We start from the raw sequence: 5952 nt of genomic DNA, 5'->3' as shown, positions 1-5952 counted from the left end.
TTTTTCGACAGCCCTGCAAACCATCCGGCGCCCAGTTCGGCCGGAATTCCCTTTGAAAGCCGTCTCTGGACTTCCCGTCCCAGCTCCTCATCCTGCATGCGGCCGCGTTCCAGAAGAACAGCCGTGCAGAAACCGGAGATTCTGGTGTTTATATCATCCCGCGAGGCGATCTCCTCCATCAGGCGGACGAAACGCTCCTCATCCAGAAAATCATGGTGAAGGCAGACGGAATTTAACCGATCCACACTCCTTACAACCTGTTCCGCGGCGGGATCGTCGCAGAAACAGGCAGAGACCAGCAGCAGGCAGGCGCGCAGGAAAATCTGTTCCAGAACGGGAACCAGCGGGGATGAATCGAGCCGCCGGATATCTCCAAAACGCATGACTACGGAGATGCTTTCCGCCGAAGCCGCAAGATCGGTCAGAGCAGAAGAGTCCGCGGCCAGGTGCTGCAGAATATCCGTGATATAAGCGACCATCTCAGGCATACCGCAGAGGTAAGATTCCTCCAGAAGCTTTGCGGCGGCGCTGATTTCCGTGGCTTCCCTGGCCCGCTCTCTCATGGAAAAGGAGGCGGCCCCGGTGACCGTGTCCCCCTTCAGCGTGGCTTCAACCAGCTCGATCTCGACCTCCGGCGTCCATTTTAGCGTCCAGGCCTCCGCCCATGTGGCGTCCTCCTGTCTGAGCGGCTGCAGCGTACCGAAGCCGACATTTAACACCCTTAAACGGTGCAGAAAAAAAGAACGGTTCAAGTCGCGGAATGCGGCCGCTTCGGATTTTACATTTAGATTTTCGCGAAGGTCCAGGGATATGCTTTCCGCCACCTCGGACCGGTATTTCTCCAGCTTTAAATCCCGCAGATTCCGGTAAAAATCATCCTGAAGGCTGGTGCGGCTCACCCCCTGGGGAAGGGAGCCTGTCACAGTCCCGATCTCCGTGGCTGCGGCGGCGAGGGCGATTTCAGAAAAATGTCCATGCCCCATGCAGGTTACGGCAGAGTCGCGCAGATCGCAGAGGGCAGGCAGACTGTGTCCGCCTAAAGCGGCCAGAGATTTGGAAAGTTCGACCGCCTCGATGACTTCAGCGGACGAGACCATGAAGCCATGCTCTCTCTGGTAGGTGGAAATGGAGGTCAGGTACGTATAGAGCGCCAGTTCCCGGTCCTGTTCCAGGAAAGAGCGCCAGACCATTCCGTAATAGAAGGGGGCCTTGTTACCGGCGCCGTATCCGGATCGGGAGGAGAGGCGGTAATAGGAGTAGGGCATCAGCGTCACGCTGCACTCCACGGCCGGAAGCTTTCCCCGCTCTTTGTCGGTCATGGCAGGGGCGTCGCTTAAAAGGCCTGCCGTATGGTACGCTCCGGTGACCACCACCGTGCGTTCCGGCGCGAAGCCTTCCGCGGCAGCCCGGGCAATCTGGCGGCGCATGTAAGCCTCGCGGACGAGGATTTCGGGCCAGTCGCTGTCATTTCCCGCGGTCAGACTGCGCAGCTCTTCACCGAATACCGCCGCCCCGGCCATATATTCCTCCGGAGTCTGGCTGTGCTCCATGGTATATTCCCAGAATGCCTCATGACCGCCTTCTCCGCACTGGGAATCCAGCAGCCGGTATACGTCGCCGGAGCCCTGTTTCTCTGAATCATCGGAAAGAGTGGTCTCTGTCACAGGTCTCTGAATGCCCAGAAATACGCCTGAAGGCAGATCGATGAAACGGCAGGGGACGCCATGGTCCTTCGCCCAGAGCACCGCCTGATACTCCGGTGAATATTCTGCAAACGGGTACAGGATCGTGCGGATGGGCGACTCTTTTGTGTAGGCCATGACCGCGATCGGCGGTTTTGTCTCCGCCCCTGCAATGTCGCCAAGGAGAGCGGTAAAATCGGAGGGGCCCTCCACTAATATCAGTTCCGGTTCCCTTTCGTCCAGGAGCCGTCTCAAATGGTATGCGCCGGCGGGCGAAAGATGACGGATTCCAAAACAAACCGGATGCTCCATCTATTTGTTCAACTCCTTACACTCTTTGTAAAGGCCAAGCCACTGGCTGCCGCGTTTCTTCATAATGTTTTCCAGATACTCCTTAAAGACCATGCTGTCCTTGTCCTCGTCCTTTACGATGGCGCCCTGCAGGGCGGCCGCCAGATCGTAGTCGGTAATCGTTCCGTTTCCGAAGCTTCCCGCCAGAGCCATGCTGCCGGCAAGAAGGGAGATGGCCTCAGCCGTGGAGAGTACTCCGGAGGCCGGTTTTAGTTTCTGTTTTCCATCCAGCGTCATCCCGCTCCGCAGTTCACGGAAAATGGTGCAGACCTTTTCCACCACGTCTGCTTCCGGGAGTCTGGCGTTTAATTCCAGATTGGCAGCCATCTGATCTACCCTGGTTTTTACGATTTCCATTTCAGAGGTTAAGTCTGAGGGCGTCGGAAGGACCACGATGTTGAAACGCCGTTTCAGGGCTGCGGACATCTCGTTGACGCCCTTGTCACGGGTATTGGCCGTTGCGATAATGGAGAAGCCTTTTTTTGCCGGCAGCTCGTAGGCCAGCTCCGGCACTGAAATTCGTTTTTCGGACAAAATGGAGATCAGCGCGTCAGAAACCTCGGAGGCGCAGCGGGAAATCTCCTCAATTCTGGCGATGCTTCCCGTTTCCATGGCACGGTAGACCGGGCTTTTGATCAGTGCCTCGTCGGAAGGCCCCTGGGCGATCAGCATGGCGTAGTTCCAGGAATACCGGATGTGCTCCTCGGTGGTGCCTGCGGTGCCCTGTACTACCTTCGTGGAATCTCCGTTAATGGCGGCCGTTAAATGTTCCGACAGCCATGATTTGGCCGTTCCCGGTTCGCCGATTAAAAGCAGGGCGCGGTCGGTGACGAGCGTGGCGATGGCGATTTCCACCAGGCGTTTATTTCCGATATATTTCGGTGTGATTTCCACTCCGCCGGCCCGTCCCCCTGTGATGTAGGTGAGCACGGAGCGGGGACTCATACGCCATCCGGATGGCACCGGATCTTTTTCCGAGGCGATCAGGGCATCGATCTCTCTCTGATACATTTCCTCGGCAGGCATACGCTGTACATTGTCGTTGTTTTGTCTGTTCTTTTCTGTTACCATCATTTACCTCCCAGGTGCTATATAATACCGGCTGCCTCATCAATCATTTTTCTCATCATACTGCTGGAATCCCAGTTTTTACGTATGGGGCTCTTCATGGGATACGTGCAGATAAAATTGTCGATTTCCCGGAATTCCTGCTGTTTTTCTTCCTCTGTCATGGGAAGCTGGTCGATCAGCTGTCTGACACGCCAGAAGCTGATGCCGGAATCCCCATTTTTTTCTACATAACGGGCTACCAGTCCTTTGAAATCGGTCCAGCCACACTGGATAAGCGGCCAGTAGAGGACGCTGTTATCGGACACAATGAGAGCCTTTTTATAGAGATGGCTTCCGAGAAGAGGCCGAACCTCGGGAGCGGCCATCTTGGCAAGCAGATGATCGCTGTCCAGCTTTTGCGGCGTTCCATTTTCGGCAACGCAGCTTATGCCCTCCCGGACTGGAACCATACTGCCGGTAAAGAATTCAAACCATCGGGGATCTAAGTTTTCTTTCAGCGGCCGCTGAAGCTTTATGAGACGCTGCCGTCCGCCGCCTTCTCTTAGGGGAATGAAATACTCGTGGCGCCCGGAGCGTTCCACGTAATTGATCTGACCGAACACTGCCATCAGAGCAGTGGTGGCACGGCTTTTCTCCTCTTTCCCGATGCCAAGAATACTGGTCTTAGGGAAACGTCCCGATACTGGTCGTAAACCGTTTTTGCAGGCATGGTCAGCAGATCTGCTGTCAGCGAAGCGGGATACCAGGCTTTTCCGTGTGTTTCGGCCAGCGCGCGGGCGCAGGTTATGAGCCGCTCATCGAGGCTGCGGGCGATGGATCTCGATAAAAGCTCCGGGAATCTTCCATAATAGCTCTTCTTATTCCAATCGGCTGCGGCTGCACGTTCATACAGAGCCAGGACGGAAGAGTCCGCTTTGCCGGTCAGGGCCTCGAGGAGAAGCTCTAAGTGCTCCTTCGTCTTATTTTCGGAACCGAGGTCAAGCTCATCAAAGAAGGTATGGGCCAATGCTCCAAGACGGGCCGAAAGGTGGTCGGAGCGTGAAAAATTCAAATATTTCATGGCCTCCCAGGGAGTACGGTCCAGAAGTGTTTCTAAATACTGTTCTGACTCTGCGGTATCCATGAGAACCAGAACCTGTCGGGCTGCCTCGAGGCTGCTGCCTTTTTCTGTCTTCAAAAGGTCGAGAAGCAGGCCGGAATTCCTCTTGTCGAAACGGAGTGCGGATACAGCTTCCTCCCTCAAGTCCTTTTTTGCCCAATCCAGCAGGCTTATGTAGAAATCATTTTCCTTCTCTCCGGAGATCGCCTCGATGACACGAAGACGGCGTACCCGGCCTCCGTCACTGCACTCTGCAAAACCCTGTTTCAAGAGAGGGAGGAAGCTTTCACCCTGATGGGAGAGCCAGTCCTCCGCCAGAGCCGCAATCTCGTTGTAGCGGTCAGACAGGGCGGGAACCATGGCGGCCTGTACACGATAATCGTCAAAAAGCTCCGGTGTGTTTTGAAGCGCTTCTGAAATGACGGCATATCTCCCGCCTCCTGTGCCTGTGAGGGCCTCCAGAAGAGGTTTTACTGCACGGAAGGGCTGGCAGGGGGAGAATGGCCGCATGGCCAGCTCCAAAGGAACGAGCGTGCCGGGAACGCCGCACCCGGCCTGCGTGCAGAGAATGGCTTCGGAGAGCGCCAGCGTATCGAGCAGGGTCCCCGCCCGGTCTTTGCAGTCCGGGGCGATGGTCTGGGCGGCCATCAGATAAAGCTTTTTAATTACCGGAGATGCGTCGGCCAGAGGGGCGATGCTGTCTACGGCTCTTTTCAATCGAAAGTCTTCTCCGGCAAGCCGGACGCCTGCCGCCGCCGCGGCTTCCAGCCGTTCCTGAAGATCATATAATGCCTGAAGTTCCATAATTGTTCCTCCCCATATTAATAAAGCAGACGTACGACAGCCTGATCTGTGATGACCGCATACGGGTGCAGACAAATGGCATGAAGTTCTGTGCTGTACCATAAGACACCGAAAAGTACCTGATTTTCTAAAAACCCGGGATCGGGAAGCTGGGTGAGTCTGAACACACCTGGCTGGTCGCCGGGGCGGTCCGCCAGCCGGATGGTAGTATTGTCGTGGTCTATCAGTCCCAGGGTGGTCTCATCAGTAAGTTCTTCGGCACTATGCCCAATCAGAGCATAAGAAAGCAGACAGCCGTACCGTCCGGAGGAGAGTGTATTTTTCAGTTCATTTTTGGCAGCCTTAACCGCTTCTTTGACGGATGCACAGGCATGGGCCCGGACTTCACTCATAACGGCACTGGTGACCGGTTCGAATTCCTGACGGTCCCAGCGAATCCGGCGGTTTCCCGTACCCGGATAGTAGGAGAGGCAGGGAACCCGCACCATGTCGGATACTGAGTCTTCTTCCTTTACATATTTTAATGCCTTCAGCGGGCGGTAATGACAGGTGACGGAAAGCTCTCCGCTGTCTAAGTCGATCCACCAGCCCTGGTCTACCAGTTCTTTTCGGGCCATGTCGCAGGATTCCTGGAAGGAAAGCTGCAGGAGACGAGCGTTCTCCTTCTTTAAGCCCAGTTCATTTAAACGGTCAAGTGTCCAGATTCCGCCAAGTTCCTCGTAAAGGACGCTGTTCTCGTCTTCCACATTTCCCTGTTCCAGCTTCTCGGCCAGCCATGCTCTGGATTTCCGGATCAATGCGCGAAGCCGTACCAGCGTTCCGGCGGATTCGGCGATACCTCTTTCCCGAATGCCGTTTTCCACGCCTGCCTTTTCCAGATCCTGCATTTGCAGAATGAGCGTGCGGATCAGGCGCTCCGGGCCGGGCAGATAGTAGTCACCAAGC

General features: G+C 55.7%; 4 protein-coding genes and 1 pseudogene. All 5 read right to left on the bottom strand.

Annotated features, from left to right (window positions below):
* The coding region (locus ACLTD4_RS32590; RefSeq protein WP_412331909.1) for a DUF5682 family protein at positions 1–1994 on the bottom strand (1994 nt) is incomplete at its 3' end.
* Positions 1995–3104, bottom strand: coding sequence for an AAA family ATPase (locus ACLTD4_RS32585; RefSeq protein ID WP_029467252.1), 1110 nt, complete (start codon positions 3102–3104; stop codon positions 1995–1997). It abuts the gene before it with no gap.
* A gap of 17 nt (positions 3105–3121) precedes the next feature.
* Complete coding sequence (locus ACLTD4_RS32580; protein ID WP_412331908.1) at positions 3122–3712, bottom strand: hypothetical protein; 591 nt, start codon at positions 3710–3712, stop codon at positions 3122–3124.
* The gene (locus ACLTD4_RS32575) at positions 3712–5007 is read right to left on the bottom strand and encodes a hypothetical protein (RefSeq protein WP_412331907.1); all 1296 of its coding nucleotides are present in this window, start codon (positions 5005–5007) and stop codon (positions 3712–3714) included. Before ACLTD4_RS32575 ends, ACLTD4_RS32580 begins: the two co-directional genes overlap by 1 nt.
* Positions 5008–5024: 17 nt before the next feature.
* A pseudogene (locus tag ACLTD4_RS32570) lies at positions 5025–5952 on the bottom strand (SWIM zinc finger family protein); the annotation flags it as partial.

The organism is Hungatella sp. (assembly GCF_046966825.1).
This window is presented reverse-complemented; position numbering and strand designations above follow the sequence as displayed.